The sequence below is a fragment of the Pantoea sp. Ep11b genome (assembly GCF_040783975.1).
In the GTDB taxonomy this organism is placed as follows: Bacteria; Pseudomonadota; Gammaproteobacteria; order Enterobacterales; family Enterobacteriaceae; genus Pantoea.
The window spans coordinates 1,310,754-1,331,667 of the sequence record NZ_CP160631.1 but is presented as its reverse complement, the minus strand read 5'-3'; the positions used below and the strand labels follow the sequence as shown (position 1 = coordinate 1,331,667).

Annotated in this window: 23 protein-coding genes; 14 read left to right on the top strand and 9 right to left on the bottom strand. The window is 56.8% G+C overall.

The window, feature by feature from the left end; translation table 11 throughout:
- The first annotated feature begins 185 nt into the window (after positions 1–185).
- The 6 genes from cyoA (at position 186) to AB1748_RS06145 (ending at position 6,443) form a co-directional block, all read left to right on the top strand.
- Positions 186–1,112 carry a cytochrome o ubiquinol oxidase subunit II gene (cyoA, locus tag AB1748_RS06170; protein WP_111140967.1) on the top strand — a complete coding sequence of 309 codons (927 nt, stop codon included), beginning with the start codon at positions 186–188 and terminating at the stop codon, positions 1,110–1,112.
- A gap of 4 nt (positions 1,113–1,116) precedes the next feature.
- Complete coding sequence (cyoB, locus tag AB1748_RS06165) at positions 1,117–3,099, top strand: cytochrome o ubiquinol oxidase subunit I (RefSeq protein WP_111140968.1); 1,983 nt, start codon at positions 1,117–1,119, stop codon at positions 3,097–3,099.
- Positions 3,099–3,716 carry a cytochrome o ubiquinol oxidase subunit III gene (locus AB1748_RS06160; RefSeq protein ID WP_111140969.1) on the top strand — a complete coding sequence of 206 codons (618 nt, stop codon included), beginning with the start codon at positions 3,099–3,101 and terminating at the stop codon, positions 3,714–3,716. The genes cyoB and AB1748_RS06160 overlap by 1 nt, the downstream gene beginning before the upstream one ends.
- Positions 3,716–4,045, top strand: a complete 330-nt coding sequence (locus tag AB1748_RS06155) for a cytochrome o ubiquinol oxidase subunit IV (protein WP_008924889.1) — start codon at positions 3,716–3,718, stop codon at positions 4,043–4,045. Before AB1748_RS06160 ends, AB1748_RS06155 begins: the two co-directional genes overlap by 1 nt.
- Before the next feature lie 13 nt (positions 4,046–4,058).
- Entirely contained in the window at positions 4,059–4,946 is an 888-nt protein-coding gene (cyoE, locus tag AB1748_RS06150; protein WP_111142256.1) for a heme o synthase, read from the top strand.
- A gap of 132 nt (positions 4,947–5,078) precedes the next feature.
- Positions 5,079–6,443, top strand: a complete 1,365-nt coding sequence (locus tag AB1748_RS06145; RefSeq protein WP_111142255.1) for an MFS transporter — start codon at positions 5,079–5,081, stop codon at positions 6,441–6,443.
- 157 nt (positions 6,444–6,600) lie between these two features.
- Here the strand turns inward: AB1748_RS06145 and AB1748_RS06140 are convergent, their stop codons facing one another.
- On the bottom strand, positions 6,601–7,092 hold the full coding sequence (locus AB1748_RS06140) for a YajQ family cyclic di-GMP-binding protein (protein ID WP_111142254.1): 492 nt from the start codon (positions 7,090–7,092) through the stop codon (positions 6,601–6,603).
- 135 nt (positions 7,093–7,227) lie between these two features.
- Between AB1748_RS06140 and panE the strand changes: the two genes are divergently transcribed.
- Together panE and yajL are read left to right on the top strand one after the other, a co-directional pair.
- A complete protein-coding gene (gene panE, locus AB1748_RS06135; RefSeq protein ID WP_367396135.1) occupies positions 7,228–8,148 on the top strand; it encodes a 2-dehydropantoate 2-reductase in 921 nt (306 codons plus the stop codon).
- Positions 8,102–8,698, top strand: a complete 597-nt coding sequence (gene yajL, locus AB1748_RS06130; RefSeq protein ID WP_111139996.1) for a protein deglycase YajL — start codon at positions 8,102–8,104, stop codon at positions 8,696–8,698. Before panE ends, yajL begins: the two co-directional genes overlap by 47 nt.
- Positions 8,699–8,760: 62 nt before the next feature.
- Here the strand turns inward: yajL and thiI are convergent, their stop codons facing one another.
- On the bottom strand, positions 8,761–10,209 hold the full coding sequence (gene thiI, locus AB1748_RS06125; RefSeq protein ID WP_293770862.1) for a tRNA uracil 4-sulfurtransferase ThiI: 1,449 nt from the start codon (positions 10,207–10,209) through the stop codon (positions 8,761–8,763).
- Positions 10,210–10,441: 232 nt separating this feature from the next.
- Between thiI and xseB the strand changes: the two genes are divergently transcribed.
- The 4 genes from xseB (at position 10,442) to AB1748_RS06105 (ending at position 14,524) form a co-directional block, all read left to right on the top strand.
- Positions 10,442–10,684, top strand: a complete 243-nt coding sequence (xseB, locus tag AB1748_RS06120) for an exodeoxyribonuclease VII small subunit (RefSeq protein ID WP_111139998.1) — start codon at positions 10,442–10,444, stop codon at positions 10,682–10,684.
- Positions 10,684–11,583, top strand: a complete 900-nt coding sequence (gene ispA, locus AB1748_RS06115) for a (2E,6E)-farnesyl diphosphate synthase (RefSeq protein ID WP_367396134.1) — start codon at positions 10,684–10,686, stop codon at positions 11,581–11,583. Before xseB ends, ispA begins: the two co-directional genes overlap by 1 nt.
- A 19-nt stretch (positions 11,584–11,602) precedes the next feature.
- Positions 11,603–13,468: a 1-deoxy-D-xylulose-5-phosphate synthase gene (dxs, locus tag AB1748_RS06110; protein ID WP_111140000.1), complete on the top strand. Its 1,866-nt coding sequence runs from the start codon at positions 11,603–11,605 to the stop codon at positions 13,466–13,468.
- 81 nt (positions 13,469–13,549) lie between these two features.
- Positions 13,550–14,524, top strand: a complete 975-nt coding sequence (locus tag AB1748_RS06105) for an aldo/keto reductase (protein ID WP_367396133.1) — start codon at positions 13,550–13,552, stop codon at positions 14,522–14,524.
- Between the two features lie 60 nt (positions 14,525–14,584).
- Here the strand turns inward: AB1748_RS06105 and pgpA are convergent, their stop codons facing one another.
- The 6 genes from pgpA to nrdR all read right to left on the bottom strand — a co-directional run bounded on the left by pgpA (position 14,585) and on the right by nrdR (position 18,655).
- On the bottom strand, positions 14,585–15,082 hold the full coding sequence (pgpA, locus tag AB1748_RS06100) for a phosphatidylglycerophosphatase A (protein ID WP_255562716.1): 498 nt from the start codon (positions 15,080–15,082) through the stop codon (positions 14,585–14,587).
- The gene (gene thiL, locus AB1748_RS06095) at positions 15,069–16,046 is read right to left on the bottom strand and encodes a thiamine-phosphate kinase (RefSeq protein WP_367396132.1); all 978 of its coding nucleotides are present in this window, start codon (positions 16,044–16,046) and stop codon (positions 15,069–15,071) included. The genes pgpA and thiL overlap by 14 nt, the downstream gene beginning before the upstream one ends.
- Positions 16,047–16,101: 55 nt before the next feature.
- Complete coding sequence (nusB, locus tag AB1748_RS06090) at positions 16,102–16,521, bottom strand: transcription antitermination factor NusB (protein ID WP_111140004.1); 420 nt, start codon at positions 16,519–16,521, stop codon at positions 16,102–16,104.
- Between the two features lie 19 nt (positions 16,522–16,540).
- A complete protein-coding gene (gene ribE, locus AB1748_RS06085) occupies positions 16,541–17,011 on the bottom strand; it encodes a 6,7-dimethyl-8-ribityllumazine synthase (protein ID WP_111140005.1) in 471 nt (156 codons plus the stop codon).
- 90 nt (positions 17,012–17,101) lie between these two features.
- Positions 17,102–18,202, bottom strand: a complete 1,101-nt coding sequence (gene ribD, locus AB1748_RS06080) for a bifunctional diaminohydroxyphosphoribosylaminopyrimidine deaminase/5-amino-6-(5-phosphoribosylamino)uracil reductase RibD (protein ID WP_111140006.1) — start codon at positions 18,200–18,202, stop codon at positions 17,102–17,104.
- A gap of 3 nt (positions 18,203–18,205) precedes the next feature.
- Positions 18,206–18,655, bottom strand: a complete 450-nt coding sequence (nrdR, locus tag AB1748_RS06075; RefSeq protein ID WP_009091750.1) for a transcriptional regulator NrdR — start codon at positions 18,653–18,655, stop codon at positions 18,206–18,208.
- Between the two features lie 186 nt (positions 18,656–18,841).
- On the opposite strand from nrdR, the gene lysM reads away from it, so the two are divergent.
- Positions 18,842–19,279, top strand: coding sequence for a peptidoglycan-binding protein LysM (lysM, locus tag AB1748_RS06070; RefSeq protein ID WP_111140027.1), 438 nt, complete (start codon positions 18,842–18,844; stop codon positions 19,277–19,279).
- A gap of 16 nt (positions 19,280–19,295) precedes the next feature.
- Positions 19,296–19,874, top strand: a complete 579-nt coding sequence (locus AB1748_RS06065) for a DUF3251 domain-containing protein (protein ID WP_293770874.1) — start codon at positions 19,296–19,298, stop codon at positions 19,872–19,874.
- A 61-nt stretch (positions 19,875–19,935) separates the two neighbouring features.
- Here AB1748_RS06065 and secF read toward each other — a convergent pair whose 3' ends face one another.
- Positions 19,936–20,904 (bottom strand): protein translocase subunit SecF, encoded by a 969-nt coding sequence (secF, locus tag AB1748_RS06060; RefSeq protein ID WP_111140008.1) that lies wholly within the window; start codon positions 20,902–20,904, stop codon positions 19,936–19,938.
- Positions 20,905–20,914 lie beyond the last annotated feature (10 nt).

Below are 20,914 nucleotides of genomic sequence, written 5' to 3'. Positions count from 1 at the left end.
TATTGGTGCCAACTGCTTGTCTGCGTTAATTATTTGTCACCTGGCGCAACATCTGTGACACCCTTAGCAAAAGGTGTCAACACGTATCTGACACATCCTTAAGCTGGTTTACACTGCATAAACCTTCCCGTAAAATGCGCGCACACTTAAACGACAATAGAGCCCTTTGTCATTGAGGTCGTTAAATGAGACTCAGTAAATACAATAAAAGTTTGGGGATTTTGTCATTAATTGCAGGCACTTTATTAATGAGTGGCTGCGATAGTGCATTGTTAAATCCCAAAGGACAGATTGCACTGGAGCAACGTTCGCTGATACTGACTGCCTTTGGCCTGATGTTGATCGTCGTGATTCCCGCAGTCCTGATGGCCGTGGTGTTTGCCTGGAAGTATCGGGCGTCCAACACGAATGCGAAGTACAGCCCTAACTGGTCACACTCTAACAAAGTGGAAGCCGTGGTCTGGACCATTCCGATCCTGATCATTCTCTTCCTCAGCGTGCTGACCTGGAAATCGACCCATGCACTGGAGCCCAGCAAACCGCTGCAATCTGATGTGAAGCCGGTTGAGATCGATGTGGTTGCACTGGACTGGAAATGGTTGTTCATTTACCCGGAACAGGGTATTGCGACCGTGAACCAGATTGCCTTCCCGGCAAATACTCCGGTGAACTTCAAAATCACCTCTAACTCCGTCATGAACTCTTTCTTCATCCCAACGCTCGGCAGCCAGATCTATGCGATGGCCGGTATGCAGACCAAGCTGCATCTGATTGCGAATGAGCCGGGAACTTTCGACGGTATCTCTGCGAACTTCAGTGGTCGTGGTTTCTCTGGCATGAAGTTCAAAGCCATTGCAACCAAAGACGATGCGGAATTCCAGCAGTGGGTGGCTAAAGTTAAAGCAGCCCCTAACACGCTGACCACGATGGATGATTTCGAGAAAGTGGCTGTGCCAAGCGAAAATCACCCGGTGGAATATTTCTCTTCAGCTGATCCGAAACTGTTCATGCAAGTCATCGACAAGTTCAAGATGAGCCACGGGAAAATGGACATGCCACAGCATGAAGGTATGGACATGAGTCACACCGCTTCCGCGGGAGCCGAGGAATAATACGATGTTCGGAAAATTAACACTGGATGCAGTGCCGTACCATGAGCCGATTATCATGGTTACGGTCGCCGCTATCATCTTAGGTGGTCTGGCGCTGGTCGCTGCGCTCACCTATTTTGGTAAGTGGAAATATCTGTGGTCTGAATGGCTGACGTCAGTCGACCACAAACGCCTGGGTATCATGTATGTCATCATGGCGTTCGTCATGCTGCTGCGTGGTTTCGCTGATGCCATCATGATGCGTACCCAACAGGTTATGGCTTCGGCCGGTGAAGCGGGCATTCTGCCACCGCACCACTACGACCAGATCTTTACCGCGCACGGCGTGATTATGATCTTCTTTGTAGCGATGCCTTTTGTGGTTGGCCTGATGAACATCGCCGTTCCGTTGCAGATTGGTGCACGCGACGTTGCGTTCCCGTTCCTGAACAACCTGAGCTTCTGGTTTACTGCGGTCGGTGTGATCCTGGTTAACATTTCTCTGGGTGTGGGCGAGTTCGCACAGACCGGCTGGCTGGCGTATCCGCCGCTTTCCGGCGCGGAGTACAGTCCCGGGGTCGGGGTCGACTACTGGATCTGGAGCCTTCAGCTTTCAGGTATTGGTACGACCTTAACCGGTATTAACTTCTTCGTGACCATCCTGAAGATGCGTGCGCCAGGCATGAGCCTGTTCAAAATGCCGGTCTTCACCTGGACCGCGCTGTGCACCAACGTCCTGATCATCGCTGCGTTCCCGGTTCTGACCGTGACCCTGGCGCTGCTGACGCTTGATCGTTATCTCGGCTTCCATTTCTTCACCAATGAAATGGGCGGGAACATGATGATGTACGTCAACCTGATCTGGGTCTGGGGCCATCCGGAAGTGTATATCCTGGTACTGCCGGTGTTTGGTGTGTTCGCAGAAATTACTGCGACCTTCTCCAAAAAACGTCTGTTTGGTTATACCTCTCTGGTCTGGGCGACCATCGCCATCACCGTTCTGTCGTTCATCGTCTGGCTGCACCACTTCTTCACCATGGGTGCGGGTGCCAACGTTAACGCCTTCTTCGGTATCATGACGATGATCATCGCGATTCCGACCGGGGTTAAAATCTTTAACTGGCTGTTCACCATGTACCAGGGCCGCATCCAGATGCACTCTGCCATGCTGTGGACCGTTGGCTTCCTGGTAACCTTCTCTGTCGGGGGTATGACCGGTGTTCTGCTGGCCGTTCCGGGTGCTGACTTTATTCTGCACAACAGCCTGTTCCTGATTGCGCACTTCCATAACGTGATTATCGGTGGTGTGGTGTTCGGTTGTATGGCGGGTGTGACCTACTGGTTCCCGAAAGCGTTCGGCTTTACCCTGAATGAAACCTGGGGCAAGCGCGCATTCTGGTTCTGGATCATCGGCTTCTTCGTGGCCTTTATGCCGCTGTACGCACTGGGCTTCATGGGTATGACCCGTCGTCTGAGCCAGAACATCGATCCACAGTTCCATCCTCTGCTGGTGGTTGCTGCGGTCGGTGCAGGTCTGATTGCACTGGGTATCCTGTGTCAGCTGACCATGTTCTATGTCTCGGTACGTGATCGTCATCAGAACCGTGACCTGACCGGTGACCCGTGGGGCGGTCGTACGCTGGAGTGGGCAACCTCTTCACCACCACCGTTCTATAACTTTGCTGTTATCCCACATGTGCACGAGCGTGACGCTTTCTGGGAAATGAAAGAGAAAGGCGAAGCGTACAAACAGCCGGCATCGTATGAAGAGATTCATATGCCGAAAAACAGCGGTGCTGCCATCATCATCTGCGCATTCGCAACGGTAATGGGTTTCGCGCTGATCTGGCATATCTGGTGGATGGCGGGTCTTTCATTCCTCGGCATGATCGTTACCTGGATCGTGAAAAGCTTCGACGAAGACGTGGATTACTACGTTCCGGTTGCTGAAGTTCAGAAGATTGAAAACCAGCACTTTGACGAAATCAGCAAAGCAGGTCTGAAATAATGTCAACTGAAACTCTGATTAAACATCACCACGACGCCCATGCGGAGCATGGGCATCACGATGCAGGAGCCAATAAAGTCTTTGGCTTCTGGATCTACCTGATGAGTGACTGCATTATCTTCGCAACCCTGTTTGCGACCTATGCTGTCATGGTCAACAACACTGCCGGTGGCCCGGCAGGTAAAGATATCTTTGAGCTGCCATTTGTTCTGGTAGAAACCGCCCTGCTGCTGCTGAGTTCCATCACTTACGGCATGGCTGTTATCTCCATGAACAAGGAGCAAAAAGGAGCCGTTATCGGCTGGCTGGCGCTGACCTTCCTGTTCGGTCTGGGCTTTATCGGGATGGAAATCTATGAATTCCATCACCTGATTGCCGAAGGCTTTGGCCCGGATCGCAGCGGCTTCCTGTCTGGCTTCTTTACGCTGGTCGGTACCCACGGTCTGCACGTGACCTCCGGTCTGATCTGGATGCTGGTACTGATGTTCCAGATTTCCAGACGTGGCCTGAACGCGACTAACCGCACCCGTATCATGTGCCTGAGCCTGTTCTGGCACTTCCTGGACGTGGTCTGGATTTGCGTCTTCACCGTTGTTTACCTGATGGGAGCCATGTAATGAGTCATTCTGTTAACGAACATGGCGCTTCACACGGTAGCGTGAAGTCCTACATGATCGGCTTCATCCTCTCTATCATCCTGACGGCGATCCCGTTCTGGATGGTAATGGATGGCAGTGCATCTCACGGTACGATCCTTGGTGTTGTCCTGGTGTGTGCAGTGATTCAGGTGCTGGTGCACCTGGTCTACTTCCTGCACTTAGACAGCAAATCTGAGGGTGGCTGGAACATGGTAGCCATTGTCTTCTCGGCCATCATCATCCTGATTGTCGTAGTAGGCTCACTGTGGATCATGTGGAACCTCAACTACAACATGATGCCTCACTAAAGAGTCACACGTAATGTTTAAGCAATACCTGCAAGTTACAAAACCAGGAATTATTTTCGGGAATTTAATTTCTGTGATCGGCGGATTCCTGTTGGCCTCCAAAGGCAACACGGATTACGCCCTGTTTCTCATCACCCTGGTGGGCGTGTCACTGGTGGTTGCATCCGGTTGTGTTTTCAACAACGTGATCGACCGCGACATCGACATCAAGATGGAGAGAACCAGGAATCGGGTGCTGGTAAAAGGCCTTATCTCCGCGAAAGTAAGCCTGGTTTACGCCACTGTGTTGGGTATTGCTGGCTTTGCGTTGCTCTACTTCGGTGCTAATCCGCTGGCCATGTGGCTGGCGGTGATGGGCTTCGTGGTTTACGTGGGCATTTACAGCCTCTACATGAAGCGTCACTCCGTTTACGGCACGCTGATTGGCAGTCTGTCGGGTGCTGCGCCGCCGGTTATCGGCTACTGCGCCGTCTCCAACCAGTTTGATGCGGGCGCGTTAATCCTGCTGGCGATCTTCAGCCTGTGGCAGATGCCGCATTCGTACGCGATTGCCATCTTCCGCTTTAAAGATTACCAGGCAGCGAACATCCCGGTTCTGCCGGTGGTGAAAGGCATCTCGGTGGCTAAAAATCATATTACGCTCTACATTCTGGCGTTTATGATTGCCACGCTGATGCTGACGCTGGGGGGTTACGCGGGCTACAAATATCTGGTGGTGGCCGCTGCGGTCAGCGTCTGGTGGCTGGGCATGGCCCTGTCGGGTTACAAAACGGCGGATGACCGTGTCTGGGCGCGTAAACTGTTTGTCTTCTCTATCGTCACCATCACCGCGCTGAGCGTGATGATGTCGGTCGATTCGATGGCACCGGTGTCGAAGGACCTGCTGACTTACGTCTGGTAATCAGCACCGAAATGGCATGAAAAGGGCGCGATTTTCGCGCCCTTTCTTTTTGTTACCACTGCTTAAAAACTATTGTTTTACCCGCCCTGCCCCGCCCCCTAGAATAAATGCAGCACATTAACAGAGGTTGGAATGAACGATAATAAAATGACTCCGGTGGAGCTGCGTGCCACATGGGGCCTCGGTACGGTCTTTTCCCTGCGGATGCTGGGAATGTTTATGGTCCTGCCGGTACTGACCACTTATGGCATGGCATTACAGGGTGCAAGTGAAACCTTGATCGGCCTGGCAATTGGCATCTATGGCCTCGCCCAGGCAATATTTCAGATCCCTTTTGGTCTGCTCTCCGATCGCATCGGGCGTAAGCCGCTGATCGTCGGCGGGCTGTTGCTGTTTGTACTGGGCAGCGTGATCGCTGCCTGCACCGACTCTATCTGGGGCATCATTCTGGGTCGTGCGCTCCAGGGCTCAGGCGCGATTGCTGCGGCCGTGATGGCCCTTCTCTCCGATTTAACCCGTGAGCAGAATCGCACCAAGGCGATGGCGTTTATCGGTATCAGTTTTGGCATCACGTTTGCGATTGCGATGGTCGTCGGACCGGTGGTGACGCACGCGCTGGGACTGCATGCGCTGTTCTGGATGATTGCGATTCTGGCCTCGCTGGGTATCGTGATCACGCTGCTGGTGGTGCCCTCCGCTTCTCATCATGTTCTGAACCGCGAGTCCGGCATGGTGAAAGGCAGCTTCCGCAAAGTGCTGGCCAATCCACGTCTGGTGAAGCTGAACGTCGGGATTTTCTGCCTGCACGTTCTGCTGATGTCGAGCTTTGTGGCCCTGCCGGGTCAGTTTGAGCAGGCGGGCTTCCCGGCGCCCGAGCACTGGAAGGTCTATCTCACCACGATGCTGATCGCCTTTGCGGGCGTGGTGCCGTTCATCATCTATGCCGAAGTGAAGCGTCGCATGAAGCGCGTCTTTGTCGGCTGCGTCGGGATGATTGTTATCGCCGAGATCGTGCTGTGGGGCGCGGAAGGCCATTTCTGGACTTTAGTGCTGGGCGTTCAGCTCTTCTTCTTCGCCTTTAACCTGATGGAGGCGATCCTGCCTTCGCTGATCAGTAAAGAGTCACCTGCAGGTTATAAAGGCACAGCAATGGGGATCTACTCCACCAGCCAGTTCCTGGGCGTGGCGGTAGGCGGCAGCATGGGCGGCTGGGTGTTTGGACATTTCGATGCGCAGACCGTCTTCCTGGCTGGCGCGATCGTGGCGGTGGCCTGGCTGTTTGTCAGCATGACGATGCAGGAGCCGCCTTATGTCAGCAGCCTGCGCATCGTGCTGAGCGATGCGGCACTGGCCGTGCCGAATCTGGAACAGCGTCTGAAGGCGCAGCCTGGAGTGAACGCCGTGTTTATCGTGCCGGAAGAGAAAAGCGCCTACATCAAAATCGACAGTAAAGTCACCAGCCGCCCTGAACTGGAGGCGCTGCTGGGCAGTTGCTGACCGGTGTTGTGGCGATGGCGGCCCTTTGCGAAAGGCAGAGGCTCCCCGATGCAAACGCCCTCCTTCTGACGATGTCCGCCCGTCAATCAAAAACCCGGCCTGAGCCGGGTTTCATCACTGAACTGCCTTCGCGCTGAATAAACTCAGCCTCTCCCGCTTAGTCGCGGAAGTTTTTAAACTGGAACGGCTGCCCCAGATTGCTGCCGCGCACGATCGCCATCGCACTCTGCAGATCATCACGCGCTTTACCGGTCACACGCAGCGCTTCGCCCTGAATCTGCGTCTGCACTTTCAGCTTGCTGTCTTTGATCAGCTTCACCAGTTTCTTCGCGACGTCGCTTTCAATGCCTTTTTTCAGTTTCGCCTCGACCGTCCAGCTCTTACCGCTGTGCTCAATCTCTTCCGGCACCTCTAAGGCACCGCCTTCAATTCCGCGCTTCAGCAGTTTCTCACGCAGAATATCGACCAGCTGCTTAACCTGAAAGTCGGACTCGCTGGTGATTTTAATGGTTTCATTCTTTTCGTTGAGCTCAAACTCGGCGCTCACGTTGCGGAAATCGAAGCGGGTTGACACTTCACGGTTGGCATTCTCCACCGCATTGCGAATTTCCTGCAGATCGACTTCTGAAACGATATCGAAAGATGGCATCTCTTCTTCTCCTGACGCTAAAGTGACATGCATAATACGCGTCTTAGGGTGCTAAATAAAATCAGGCTGCACACAACGCTATAATAAGGGTGTGACAGCAAATAACAGATGGATAGCCCGCCAGCGGGAGGCAGTATGAAAATTACCGTGTTAGGTTGCGGCGCTCTGGGTCAGGTCTGGCTGACCGCGCTTGCCCGCCAGGGACACGATGTGCAGGGATGGTTGCGGGTGCCGCAGCCCTATTGCTCGGCGAACGTGATCGATCCTCAGGGCACGATCTCGAATCGCACGTTTATCGCCAACGATCCGCTGTTTCTGGCGGAGAGCCAGCTCCTGCTGGTCACGCTTAAAGCGCCGCAGGTTTCGCCCGCCGTCAAAAATCTGGAAAGCGTCCTGCCGGAAAACTGCCCGGTGCTGCTGCTGCACAACGGCATGGGCACGCTGGAGGAGCTGAAAGGGCTGACGCAGCCGCTGCTGCGCGGCGTGACGACCCATGCCGCCATGCGCGATGGTACCGTCATCAAACATATTGCCACTGGCATCACCCACATCGGCCCCGGCAACCGCAAGAGTGCCGCTTACAGCGATCTGGCCGATATCCTGCACCCTGCCCTGCCCGATGTGGCCTGGCATGATAACATCCGGGCGGCCTGCTGGCGTAAGCTGGCCGTCAACTGCATCATTAACCCGCTGAGCGTGGAGTATGAGTGCCAGAACGGTGCCCTGCGCGCTTATCCGGCGCAGATCGCGCAACTCTGCGAAGAGATCAGCTGGGTGATGGAGCGTGAAGGTCAGAGTATCGCCAGCGAAAGTCTGCAGGACATTATCTTCGACGTGATTGAAAGCACCGCGGCCAACACCTCTTCGATGCTGCAGGACGTGCGCGCCCAGCGGCTCACCGAAATCGATTATATCAGTGGTTTTCTGCTGCGCCGCGCCCGGACGCACGGCCTGGTGCTGACGGAGAATAGCCGTCTGTATGACATGATTAAACGCAAGGAGTCTCATTATGAGCGCGAACGCATCGGTGCTGGTCTGCCTGGCACATGGCAGTGAAGAAACCGAAGCCGTCACCACCATCGACCTGCTGGTCCGGGCCGGACTCAGGGTCGTCACTGCCAGCGTCGAAAGCGATGGCAGCCGGGAGATCGTCTGCTCGCGCGGTGTGCGTCTGCTGGCTGACGTCACGCTGGTCGAAGTCGCCGACAACGATTTCGCCGCGATTGTCCTGCCGGGCGGTCTCAAAGGGGCAGAAACCTTTCGCGACAGCCCGCTGCTGGTCGAAACGGTGCGTCAGTTTCACCTGAATGAGAAAATCGTTGCCGCGATCTGCGCCGCGGCAGGCACGGTATTAATCCCGCACGAACTGTTCCCAATCGGCAACATGACCGGTTTTCCCGGCTTAAAAGAGACGATCCCGGCGGAGAAATGGATGGAGCGTCGTGTCGTCTGGGATCCGCGCGTCAATCTGCTGACCAGCCAGGGACCGGGCACGGCGATGGATTTTGCGCTGAAGCTGATCGATCTGCTGGTGGGAAAAGAGCGGGCGCGCGAGGTTGCGGCACAGCTGGTGCTGGCCCCCGGTATTTACGACTATCAGGCTTAAAACAGGGTATTTCAGTGAAGCCGGTCAGCCCTGAGCAGGCGTGACCGGCAATACGCACAGCCCTAAGGCCGGTAGACTTTCACGTTCTTAAAGCCCTGCTCATGCAGGTAGAGCGCCTGAAGACGGCTCATCACCCCGCGATCGCAATAGAGCAGCCAGGTGCGGTTCTGATCGAGATTGCCAAACTGCGTGCTGAGTTTGTAGAACGGCAGCGACTTCACCTCCGTGGCGTTCAGCTCCAGCGGATTCTCTTCCTGCTCGTCGATGGCGCGGATATCCAGCACCACATCGTTTTCACTCAGCAGGGCGACAGTTTCCACTTCCACCACTTCCTCTTCGGTCTGCTCGGCGATGGTACGGATGTCGACGTTCGTCGCCTCCTCCACGACCCGATCCAGAATGGAGAAGTCGAAGTTCTGCTCTTCAGCTTCAATCTTCGCCTTCACCGCTTTCACCGTCGGGCTTTTTGAGATCACGCCACAATATTCCGGCATGGTGCTGGCAAAATCTTCGGTGCCGATCTCGCGGGCAACTTTGATGATGTGTTCTTTATCATGCGAAATCAGGGGACGCAGAATCAGCGTATCGGACGCATTATCAATCAGACGCAGATTGGTCAGCGTCTGGCTCGACACCTGGCCGACCGCTTCACCGGTAACCAGCGCCTGCACGCCGTAACGCTCCGCAATCGTCGAGGCGGCACGCACCATCATGCGCTTCAGCACCACGCCCATCTGCCCGTCATCCACTTTTTCCAGAATTTCGCCCACCACCGGCTCGAAATTGATGGCCACAAAGCGTACGCGGTGTGAACGGCCAAAACGGTTCCACAGATAATGTGCCACCTGACGGACGCCGATCTCATGCGCCGCGCCGCCAAGATTAAAGAAGCAGTAGTGCACGCGGCTGCCACGACGCAGCAGCATATAGCTGGAGACGCCGGAGTCAAACCCCCCGGAAATCAGCGACAGCACATCTTCCTGCGTCCCGATCGGGAAACCGCCCAGGCCTTCGTAGCGCGCGGTCACCAGCGTCAGTCGGTTCTCTTCCACCTCAAGATGAACCGTGACTTCCGGGTTTTTCAACTGCACGCGGGCGCTTTCAATGTGCTGATTCAGACCGCCGCCGACATAACGCTCCACATCCTGTGAACTGAAGCTATGCTTACCACGGCGTTTTACACGTACGCAGAAGCTCTTTCCTTCGAGACTGTCACGATACTGCGCCAGCGTCTGTTCGAAGATGTGATGGACGTCGGTGTACTCACAATCTTCGACCGCTAAAACGTGATGGATCCCTGGAATGCGCGTCAGCTCATCGGGAATAGTGTCCCGCAGCGCCGGATTTTTTGACCGCACTTCAATGTGATCCCAGAAACGCACAACGGCGATGTCGTCGCTCACGGTTTTCAGGACGTTACGGATATTGCTGGCAAGAATCTTGATAAAGCGCAAACGCACCGACTGACTCTTGATGGTGATTTCAGGAAATAACTTGATGATAAACTTCATGGCGACACAGCTTCGTTGGGCAAATAAGTGCTAAAACAGGCAGCACTTAGCTGGTAAAATCACAAAATTGCGGGCTGCAAGGCGCAACCGCATCCGAGGCGCGGGAGTATATCACCTTTGTCAGGTGACTGCTTCTTCATCAGCCGCCGCATTGATTATTTTGCTAATCATAGGGTCTCAGCTACCATGACCGATTGCGAGATAATGTCCCAACCGTGAGTCGACACGAAATATGCCGAAAAAAGCCGAACAGCCAGCCAGCTTTGAAACGTCATTGCAGCAGCTGGAGCAGATTGTCAGCCGTCTGGAAAGTGGTGAACTGCCGCTGGAAGAAGCCCTGAATGAGTTTGAGCGCGGCGTTCAGCTGGCGCGCACCGGCCAGCAGACGCTGCAGCAGGCTGAACAGCGCGTCCGTATTCTGCTGAACGACGACAAAGACGCCGATCTCACTGCTTTCACGCCGGAAAACAACTAATGGATTTTGCCCGCTTACTCGACGATCGTCAGCAGCAGGTTAACGCCGCGCTGACGCGTTTTATAGAGCCACTTCCTTTTCAGAGTTCTCCTCTGGTGAATGCCATGCATTATGGGGCATTATTAGGCGGTAAACGCCTGCGTCCTTTTCTGGTCTACGCTACCGGCGAAATGCTCCACGCCGACCCGGCGAGTCTGGATGCGCCCGCCGCCGCGGTTGAATGCATTCATGCGTACTCCCTGATTCATGACGATCTCCCTGCGATGGATGATGATGCACTGCGTCGCGGGCAGCCAACCTGTCACATTAAATATGGCGAAGACACCGCGATTCTGGCGGGCGACGCCCTGCAGACGCTGGCCTTTTCTATTCTGGCCGATGCAGCGATGCCCGGTGTCAGCGCGGAATATCGTCTTAAGATGCTCTCCGAACTGGCGCAAGCCAGCGGCGTTGCCGGGATGTGTGGCGGCCAGGCACTGGATTTAGCCGCAGAAGGCAAACAGGTCGGTCTCGACCAGCTTGAACAGATTCATCGCCACAAAACCGGTGCCCTGATCCGTTCCGCCGTGCGTCTGGGTGCGCTGGCGGCAGGTGACGCGGGCCGTGATGCGCTGCCGCTGCTGGACCGCTATGCCGCGGCGATCGGTCTCGCTTTTCAGGTGCAGGACGATATTCTGGATGTGGTGGGTGACACAGCGATCATCGGAAAACGCCAGGGTGCCGATGAGCATCTGGGAAAAAGCACCTATCCTTCATTGTTAGGTCTTGAAAATGCCCGTGCCAAAGCGCGGGATTTGTATCAGGAAGCTCTTGATGCTTTAGAAATGCTCGCTGCGCACTCTTATAACACTACAGCACTGCAGGCGCTGGCGAGCTTCATAATTGAACGCGACAAATAACTTCCATAATGAGTCTCTGATGAGTTTTGATATTGCTAAATACCCGACACTGGCGCTTGCAAACACGGTTCAGGAGCTGCGCGCCCTGCCCAAAGAGAAGTTGCCTGCGCTGTGTGATGAACTGCGTCAGTATCTGTTAGACAGTGTGAGCCGCTCCAGCGGCCATTTTGCGTCGGGTCTGGGCGTAGTCGAACTGACGGTCGCGCTGCATTATGTCTACAACACCCCCTTTGACCATCTGGTCTGGGATGTGGGTCATCAGGCTTATCCCCATAAAATCCTGACGGGTCGCCGCGATCGCATCGGCACCATCCGTCAGAAAAATGGCGTACACCCGTTTCCGTGGCGCGGCGAAAGTGAATATGACGTGCTGAGCGTCGGTCACTCCTCCACCTCTATCAGTGCCGGTCTGGGCATGGCGGCTGCGGCCGAACGTGAAGGTCAGGGCCGCCGCACCGCCTGCATCATTGGCGATGGCGCCATCACCGCCGGTATGGCGTTTGAGGCGATGAACCACGCCGGTGATATCAAGCCGGATATGCTGGTGATCCTCAACGACAACGAAATGTCGATCTCCGAGAACGTCGGCGCGCTGAACAACCGCCTGGCGCAGATTCTGTCCGGCAAAACCTATTCCCGCCTGCGCGAAGGCAGCAAGCGGGTGCTGACCAGCCTGCCCCCGATCAAAGAGCTGGTCAGACGCACCGAAGAGCATCTCAAGGGCATGGTCGTGCCGGGGACGCTGTTTGAAGAGCTGGGCTTCAACTACATCGGCCCGGTTGACGGTCACGATGTTCTGACGCTGGTCAATACGCTGAGCAACATGCGCAACCTGAAAGGGCCGCAGTTCCTGCATATCATGACCAAAAAAGGCAAAGGCTACGCGCCAGCCGAGGAAGATCCGATTGCCTGGCACGCGGTACCTAAATTCGACCCGGCGATTGGCGAACTGCCGAAAAGCGCAGAGGGCCTGCCGAGCTATTCGAAAATCTTCGGTAACTGGCTGTGCGAGATGGCCGCAGACGATCCGAAGCTGATGGCGATCACCCCGGCAATGCGTGAAGGCTCCGGCATGGTGGCCTTCTCACGCGAATTCCCGAACCAGTATTTTGATGTGGCGATTGCCGAACAACATGCGGTCACCTTCGCAGCCGGTATGGCGATTGGCGGCTATAAGCCGGTCGTGGCCATCTACTCCACCTTCCTGCAGCGCGCCTACGATCAGCTGATCCATGACGTCGCTATTCAGAAACTGCCGGTCCTGTTTGCTATCGATCGTGGTGGTATTGTTGGCGCGGATGGCCAGACCCACCAGGGCGCCTTTGATCTCGCCTATCTGCGCTGCGTGCCGGATATGGTGATCATGACCCCGAGCGACGAAAACGAATGCCGTCAGATGCTCTACACCGGCTATCACTATCAGGATGGCCCCAGCGCCGTGCGCTATCCGCGTGGCACCGGTGTCGGCACGCCACTGGCGCCGCTGCAGAGCCTGCCGCTGGGTAAAGCCGTGGTGAAGCGTCAGGGTGAAAAGCTGGCGATCCTGAACTTCGGCACGCTGCTGCCGGAAGCCGCGGCCACGGCGGAGGCGCTGAATGCCACCCTGGTCGATATGCGCTTTGTGAAGCCGCTGGATGAAGCATTGATCGCCGGGCTGGCCGCTACGCACGACTCGCTGATCACGCTGGAAGAAGGCGCCATCAAAGGCGGCGCCGGCAGTGGCGTCAATGAATTTATCATGGCGAAACGCCTGGCTGTACCGGTGCTCAACATCGGTCTGCCTGATGAGTTCATCCCGCAGGGGACGCAGGATGAAATACGCCACGACTATCAGCTGGACGCGGAGGGCATTCAGCAGCAGATCGCCCGCTGGCTGGCGCAGTAGTCACTCCTCTCTGCGCTCCCCCTCGGGGAGCGCAACATCCTGCTATGCTAAAACCTTTGCACTTTCGCAGGAGCCTCCACCATGAAAATGATTCAACTGGGTACCACCGATCTCCAGGTTTCGCGCCTCTGCCTGGGCTGTATGACCTACGGTGAGCCCACGCGCGGCAATCACGCCTGGACGCTGCCGGAGTCAGGCAGCCGTCCGCTGATCCAGCAGGCGCTGGAGGCGGGCATCAACTTCTTCGACACCGCCAACAGCTACTCTGATGGCAGCAGCGAAGAGATTCTGGGCCGCGCGCTCAGGGATTTTGCCCGCCGTGAAGAGATCGTGGTTGCCACAAAAGTCTATTTTCCGCTGAGCAATCTCTCTCAGGGTCTGTCACGCAAAAATATCCTGCAATCCATCGATGACAGCCTGCAGCGCCTCGGCATGGAGCACGTAGACCTGCTGCAGATCCACCGCTGGGATTACGACACGCCGCTGGAGGAGACGCTGGAAGCCCTGCATGACGTTGTACAGTCGGGCAAAGCCCGCTATATCGGCGCCTCGTCAATGCACGCCAGCCAGTTTGCCCGCGCCCTGCAGATGCAGTCGGAACAGGGCTGGCACCGCTTTGTCACCATGCAGGATCAGTACAACCTGATTCAGCGTGAAGAGGAGCGCGAAATGCATCCGCTCTGCCTGAAAGAGCAGGTTGCCGTGCTGCCGTGGAGCCCGCTGGCACGCGGTAAGCTGACCCGCCCGTGGGGTGAAAACACCGCACGTTCCGTCTCCGATCAGGTAATGGCGAAGCTCTATGAGAGCACTGAAGAGAACGATGCCGCGATCGCCGGGCGACTGGCACAGGTGGCGGAGAGTAAAGGCGTCACCCGTGCGCAGGTGGCGCTCGCCTGGCTGCTGAGCAAGCCTGCCGTCACGGCACCGATTATCGGCGCGTCGCGTGCGGAGCAGTTTGCGGATCTGGTGAAGGCGGTCGATGTCACGCTGAGTGACGAGGAGATTACCCTGCTGGAAGAGGTTTACCAGCCGCATCAGGCGGTGGGGTTCGAGTAGTGCCAGACGTGACGCCCTGGCCGGGCGTCACACCCTTTGGGAAGGGATTCGGCTTAGCGGTCAGCCCGCCAGCCAGACCCCAAAGCCGTAGAGCATCACCGCCGCAATCACGCCAGCGATGATGTCATCCACCATGATGCCCATGCCACCGTGAACGTTGCGGTCAAACCAGCGAATCGGCCACGGCTTCCACATATCAAGAATACGGAACAGCACAAAGCCCCCCGCCACCCACTGCCAGCTGTTGACCGGAATCGCCATCAGGGTAATCCACATGCCGATAAACTCATCCCAGACAATACTGCCGTGATCGTGTACGCCCATGTCTTTAGCAGTGCGATGGCACAGATAGACACCAACGCAGATGCCCACCAGCACCACCAGCGAATAGAGATCCTGCGGCAGAAACGTCATCAGCCACCAGAAGGGAATCGCCGCCAGCGACCCCATGGTACCGGGCACCACCGGGCTTAACCCGCTGCCAAAACCGGTTGCCAGCAGATGCCAGGGATTACGCATCCGCAGGCGGCTTTTCGCCACGTCGTTATTTAGTCTCAAAGTGATCGAACCCTTTATGGCGGAATGTCGCGGGCTTGCCGTTGTCCAGCAGCGTCAGGCCATCCGACTCCGGCGCTATCTGCCCGATACAGGTGTAAGGCACGCCCAGGTGACCCAGCGCCACATCGAGCGCGCCATGATTGACTTCCGGCACGGTGAAGCAGAGTTCGTAATCTTCGCCGCCACTCAGCGCCCAGCGCAGCACCTGCTCCGGCTCGAAGTGATCGCGCAGCGCCGCCGAGAGCGGCAGCGCCTCCAGATTCAGGCGGGCGCCACAGCCGCTGGCTTTCAGCACATGGCCGAGATCGGAGATCAGACCGTCGGAGATATCCACCGCTGAAGAGGCGAGTGAACGCAGAGCCTGTCCCTGCAGAATGCGTGGCATCGGGCGCAGATGGCGTTTAATCAGCGCTTCATGCACTACCGGATCGCTGATGCGACAGTGGTGCTGCAGCAGCGCCAGCCCGGCCGCACTGTCGCCCAGCGTGCCGGTCACATAGATCCAGTCGCCGGGTTTTGCACCGGAACGCTTCAGGGCACGACCCTGCGGCACCATGCCGTGGATCGCCAGCGTCAGACTCAGCGACCCGCGCGTGGTGTCGCCGCCGACCAGCTGCATATCGTAATATTCCAGCAGTTCGAACAGGCTTTCGCTGAAGGCGGACAGCCAGCTCTCATCGACCTGCGGCAGCGTCAGGGCCAGCGTCAGCCACGCGGGATCGGCACCCATCGCCGCGAGATCGCTGAGGTTGACCGCCAGGGCTTTGTAACCGAGATCGGCAGGATGGATATCCCGTAAGAAGTGGACACCCGCGACCAGCGTATCCGTGCTGATCGCCAGCGTCTGTTTTTCCGGCACGCTAAGTAACGCACAATCGTCACCGATGCCGAGCTCGACATCACGGCGGCTGCGCGTTCTGCGGTTGAAGTAGCGTGCGATGAGTTCAAATTCACCACAAGACATAATTACGTTCCGCTTAACCCTTCATGAAAAAAGGCCGGCAAGCCGGCCTTTTTGATTATTTGCGATGGGGTCGAATTTGTGGACCGGCTTTATCCAGCACGCCGTTGACAAATTTATGACTGTCTTCGGCACCGAAGACTTTCGCCAGCTCAATGCCTTCATTGATGGCCACTTTATAGGGCACATCATCACGTTTGCTGAGCTCATAGAGCGAGATGCGCAGAATCGCTTTCTCTACCTGACCCAGCTCTTCGAGCTGACGCGACAGCCAGGGCTTCATCAGTCCATCCAGATACGCACTGTTGGTCGCCACACCGGACAGCAGTTCGCGGAAGTAGGTAATGTCGACATCTTTGACGTCCTGTTCCGCCAGAAACTGGTATTCCACATCGGCAATGTCGTTGTTCGACAACTGCCAGGAGTAAAGCGCCTGAACAGCGCACTCACGGGCGCGACGACGAGCAGCAGGTTTCACAAAATTCCCCTTACAAAAATCAGGCTTTAATGGCTTTCAATACGTTGATCATTTCGAGCGCGGTCAGCGCCGCTTCGGCACCTTTGTTACCCGCTTTGGTACCGGCACGTTCGATGGCCTGCTCGATGCTTTCAGTGGTCAGCACGCCAAACGCGACAGGAATATCGCTGTTCATGGCGACGCTGGCGATACCGGAGCTGGCTTCACCCGCCACATATTCGAAGTGAGCGGTGCCGCCACGAATCACGGTACCGAGTGCGATAATCGCATCGTGTTTGCCAGCGTTAGCCAGCGTGCGGGCGGCCAGAGGCAGTTCATAGGCACCTGGCACCCAGACGACGGTAATATTGTCATCTTTGACCTGGCCAATGCGTTTCAGGGCATCAACTGCGCCATCCAGCAGGCTGTCATTAATGAAGTTGTTAAAACGCGCAATAACGATGGCAACACGGGCCTCAGGCGTTGCAACAGCAGCTTCGATAACTTTCATACTTATCCTTTAAGGGGTTTGGTTAGCCCCGCGCAGGGGGGCGGATTCTATCATACTCTTGGGCGGCGTGCTCTCGCTTTTCCGACCATGCTATTGCGGTGTCAGCGTCAGGCGTAAATCGTCACCAACCTGCCGGACATCGCTGAAACGGAACGCCGGAGCGTCAGCCAGCTGGCTGAGCCCTGGCAGCTGGCACAGGCCGCGCCCTTCGTGACCTAACAGTTTAGGCGCGACATAGAGGATCAGCTCATCGACAACGCCCGCCTGCAACAGGGCACCGGCCAGCGCGGCGCCAGCTTCAACCCAGACGCTGTTAATCTGACGCTGTCCCAGCAGCATCATCGTCGCCACCAGGTCCAGCTGCTGCTCGCGCAGCGGCACCGCGATTTGCGTCACCCCGTCCGGCCAGTGCTGCTGATCCGGCTGATGGCGCATCAGCCAGGTTTCACCCGGCTGCGAAATAATCCGATGCTGCGGCGTCACGCGATTCTGGCTGTCGATGATGACCCGCACCGGCTGGCGCACTGCCTGTTCATCCAGCAGGGCCTGGCTCTCCTCATTGAGTTCAGACCAGCGCACCGTCAGGGCAGGATCGTCTGCCAGTACCGTGGCGCTGCTGCTGAGGATCGCGGCGCTCTGCGCGCGCAGCTGCTGCACATCGCGACGGGCCGCCGCCGAGGTTATCCACTGGCTTTCGCCGCTGGCCATCGCCGTCCGGCCATCCAGTGACGCGCCCAGCTTGAGCTGCACCCACGGAAAGCCGGTGCGCATCCGCTTGAGGAAGCCGCGATTCAGTGCCTCTGCTTCGGCCATCATCAGCCCGTGGCTGACGTCGATGCCCGCCTGATGCAGGCGGTGGAGTCCACGGCCGGCAACCTGGGGATTGGGATCCTGCATCGCGGCCACAACACGCTGCACACCGGCGGCGATCAGTGCGTCACAGCAGGGCGGCGTGCGGCCATGATGACTGCAGGGTTCGAGCGTGACATAGGCGGTTGCGCCCCGCGCTTTTTCGCCAGCCATACGCAGCGCATGGACTTCCGCATGGGGTTCACCCGCACGCTGATGCCAGCCCTCCCCCACTACTTCGCCATCGCGCACGATAACGCAGCCGACGTTGGGGTTCGGCATGGTGGTAAAGCGGCCGCGTCGCGCCAGTTCCAGCGCGCGCGCCATGTAGCGTTCGTCCATGGTTTAATCCTGTAGCCGGGCGATCTCTTCGCCAAAATCACGAATGTCTTCAAAGCTGCGGTAAACCGAAGCGAAGCGAATATAGGCGACTTTATCGAGCTTTTTCAGCTCATCCATCACCAGATTGCCAATCAGTTTGCTCGGGATCTCACGTTCGCCGGTGGCGCGCAGCTGGGTTTTAATATGGTTCACGGCGCTCTCGACCGCGTCGGCGCTGACCGGACGCTTCTCCAGCGCCTTCATCATCCCGCTGGCCATTTTGTCTTCATTGAAGGGTTCGCGCACGTCATTGCTTTTCACCACGCGGGGCATCACCAGTTCCGCCACTTCAAAGGTCGTGAAGCGTTCATGACACATCAGACACTGGCGACGGCGTCGCACCGACGATCCTTCACTAACCAGACGAGAATCAATCACTTTGGTGTCCACAGCGGAGCAGAATGGGCAATGCATGACGTTTCCTGACGCGAGAGTGATAGGCCAGACAGTGTAACGCGAACTGCGGATCAACAAAATCTCTTCCGTGCCTTTCCTGGGATTCTCATCGCAGGATAAATGACGCTGAATTTCGTCTGCCGCAAAACGGACTACGCTTTACAGACGACAGTAAAAATTTTCCACTCACACACCGGAGGTAATATGGGGCTGTTTAACTTTGTGAAAGAAGCTGGCGAAAAATTATGGGATGCGGTGCATGGCGGCGACGACCAGAATAAAAAGCTGCAGGATCACATCAACAAGCTGGGCTTACCCGACAGCGACAAAGTGGATGTGAAGGTCAACGGCGACACCGTTACCGTCACCGGCGATGGCCTTTCGCAGGAGCTGAAAGAGAAGATCCTGATCGCAGCGGGCAACGTCGCAGGCATTACCAAAGTGGAAGACAAGGTCACCGTTACCGACAGCGCGGCCGAGTCAGCGCTCTACACCGTGAAAAAAGGCGATACGCTGAGCGCAATCTCTAAAGAGGTTTATGGCAACGCCAATGAATACAACAGGATTTTTGAGGCGAATAAGCCGATGCTCTCTCATCCTGATAAAATCTATCCTGGTCAGGTTTTACGTATTCCCAAATAACGGACAAGGATAACTTATGAACAGGTTGGTTTGGGCGCCGGTGGCACTTTCGCTGATTACGCTGAGCGGCTGTAGCACAACGGCCGGTAATCCGCAGGTCAGAGAGCTGCATCAGGAAGTCACTCAGCTGAATCAGCAGATGCAGCATCTGACTACGCAGGCCAGTGCGCTGGAGATCCAGGGGCAGCTTAACGCCCACTCTGAACAGGGTGCGTGGCTGGTGCCGCAGGCGAACACGCCGGTGGCGCTGAAGACCCGGCTCGGCACGCTGCGGCTGACGCTGTCGCCGGTCACCGCCGAAGCCAGCGGCTCGCGGGCGACTCTGACCGTTCGCTCAATGGACGATCGGCCTCTGCCCGCCCTGCATGCAACCGTCATCTGGGGTGAACTCGACCCGGCAACCGGTAAACCGCTGAACAGTGACAGCCTGAGCCAGACCGTTGCGCTGCCAGCCTCGCTGCTGCCACAGCATACGGCGTCCATTCCGTTGCGGCTCAGCGGTCTGACACCCGAACAGTTAGGTTATGTCCGGGTGCACAACGTGACCGGTGATGCCCCCGCCCCGACCCGTCCTGCGGCATCCGCTACCCCTTAGGGGCGCGATGCAAAAAAAACGGACAGCCACAGGGCTGCCCGTTTTCATTGCGCGACGGTCTTTACGGCAGGATTGAAGGCTGATCGGCGCCCTCTTTCTCCACCTTCTGAACCAGCATATGTTCACGCTTCATGCCCAGCTTCAGCGCCAGCGCCGAAGAGACATAAATGGATGAAATCGTACCAATCGCCACACCAATCAGCATGGTCAGCGAGAAGCCTTTCAGCAACGCACCGCCAAAGATGAAGAGGATGAGGATCATCGCCAGCGTCGTCAGCGAGGTGATCAGCGTACGGCTTAAGGTCTGGGTCAGCGACACGTTCGTAATGTCGTAAGAGCTGCCGCGACGGATCCTGCGGAAGTTTTCACGAATACGGTCTGACACCACGATTTTATCGTTAAGCGAGTAGCCGATCACTGACATCAGCGAGGCAACGATAGTCAGGTCGATTTCAATGCGGAACAGCGCCAGCAGGCCGCAGGTGATGATCACGTCATGCGCCAGCGCCAGTACCGTACCCAGCGCCAGACGCCACTCAAAGCGAAAACCGATATAGATCAGAATCGCAATCAGTGCAGACAGCAGCGCCATCGCCCCCGCCTGCGCCAGGTCGCTGCCCACGCTCGGGCCGACGAACTCAATGCGCTTCACGGTCGCGTTCTGCTGGGTGGTCTGGTTGATCACCGACACCACTTTATTGCCTAACTCGGTACCGGCTCCGCCGGTCACCGGCGCCATACGCACCATCACATCGCGGCTGCTGCCAAAGTTCTGCACCAGCGGCTCGTCAAAGCCCGCTTTCACCAGCTCACTGCGCAGCGTGTCGAGGTCGGCGGGTTTCTCCAGCGCGATCTCAATCACCGTACCGCCGGTGAAATCGAGACCCCAGTTGAAGCCACGCACGCTTACGATCGCAATCGCCGCGAGGATCAGCAGTCCCGAAATGATGAAGGCCAGCTTATCCCAGCGCATAAAGTCGACGACTTTACGCCCGTGATTTAACTGCTCAATGTTATATTCCTGTGCCACAACGCACTCC